The 1,398-nt window shown below is 44.3% G+C and carries 1 protein-coding gene and 1 pseudogene; both read left to right on the forward strand.

Annotation, left to right across the window (positions count from 1 at the left end):
* A pseudogene (locus tag AB4496_RS18460) lies at positions 1-561 on the forward strand (ABC transporter ATP-binding protein); the annotation flags it as partial.
* A complete protein-coding gene (locus AB4496_RS18465) occupies positions 558-1,028 on the forward strand; it encodes a TIGR02444 family protein (RefSeq protein WP_009848923.1) in 471 nt (156 codons plus the stop codon). The pseudogene AB4496_RS18460 and the gene AB4496_RS18465, both read left to right, overlap by 4 nt.
* Positions 1,029-1,398: the final 370 nt, after the last annotated feature.

A 1,398-nucleotide genomic window follows, 5' to 3' on the forward strand; every position in this document is an offset into this window, starting at 1 on the left:
GATGAACCAACCAACCACTTGGATCTCGATATGCGTCAGGCACTAACGTTTGCATTACAGACGTTTGAAGGCGCGATGGTTATCGTATCGCACGACCGCTACCTACTTCGTGCCACTACTGATGATTTATACCTTGTACACGACCGTCAAGTTGCACCGTTTGATGGTGACCTTAGCGATTACTACAAGTGGCTAACCGAACAACAGAAAGTTGAGCGCAAAGAAGCACAAGCATTGGCACCAGCAAAAGATGGCGCCAACAGTGCAGCAGCAAAAAAAGATCAGAAACGTAAAGAAGCAGAGTTCCGGAAACTAACGGCACCAATTCGTAAAAAGCTGACTCAATTTGAAAAGCAGATGGATAAATTAACGTTAGCTCTTGAAGAAGCCGAGCAAGAATTATCCGATACTTCACTGTATGAAGCTGAAAATAAGGCTAAACTGAATAAAGTACTCGCTCTACAAGCGAGCAGTAAGTCACAGCTAGAAGAAGTTGAAATGGATTGGATGTCCACTCAAGAAGAGCTTGAGCAGATGGAACTGGATATGGATAGCTTATGAGCCCAGAGCACGCACCAATATCACTAACACTGGAACGACTATGGCAATTTAGCCTTCAGTATTACAGTGTGCGCGGTGTTAAGGATGCGTGCTTAGCTTTGCAAAACCAATTCCATGGCAACGTCAATCTACTGCTGCTTCTCAAATGGCTTGATGAGCAGCAACTCTCTTTCGCTGAGGAGGAGTGGCACAAGGTGCAACAATGCTTAAGTCGCTCTGAAACCTTGCTTCATAGTTATCGAGAGCTGCGTAAACACCTCAAAGCACACGTTGTTGATTCACTCTACCGTGAAGCCTTACAATTTGAGCTGCAGCTTGAAAAGCAACAACAGTCCGATCTCGTCGACTGCATTAAGTCTCTTCAACTTACAGCGAACCAACAATCACCGCTCGCTTTACAGTACTGTCGTTTATTAGGGGCGGAAAACCTCTACGACGCTTTTTCTGAACCAGCACCACAGCCCTAACGCATTTCCTTTTCCTTTTATTCAATCAAGCTCCAAGCTTAACTGCGCTCGCTCGTTACCATGATCGCATGCTGACTAAAAAACATTTGGGGGTGAGTCTTTAATACGCCCAACCTTGATATTATTCAACCAGTTACCCATCACCTGTTTTGGTCGATCATATCAGTGAAACCCTTGCGCTTATGCTAAGAATCAACCAAGCTCAAATAAAAACGTGGGCGTTTCGCTAAAAGCTCAACACTTTATCAAAGCCCATAAAAGAAGCATGGACTGTTTTTATGACAATATTTACCGCTGCCGCTGGCCTATCGAATCCACATTTACAAACCTTAGTGCCAAGATTTATTAGAAAGCAGGCGTTGTTTGCTCC

The organism is Vibrio sp. 10N.222.46.A1, from assembly GCF_041473595.1.
Lineage (GTDB): Bacteria > Pseudomonadota > Gammaproteobacteria > Enterobacterales > Vibrionaceae > Vibrio > Vibrio tasmaniensis_A.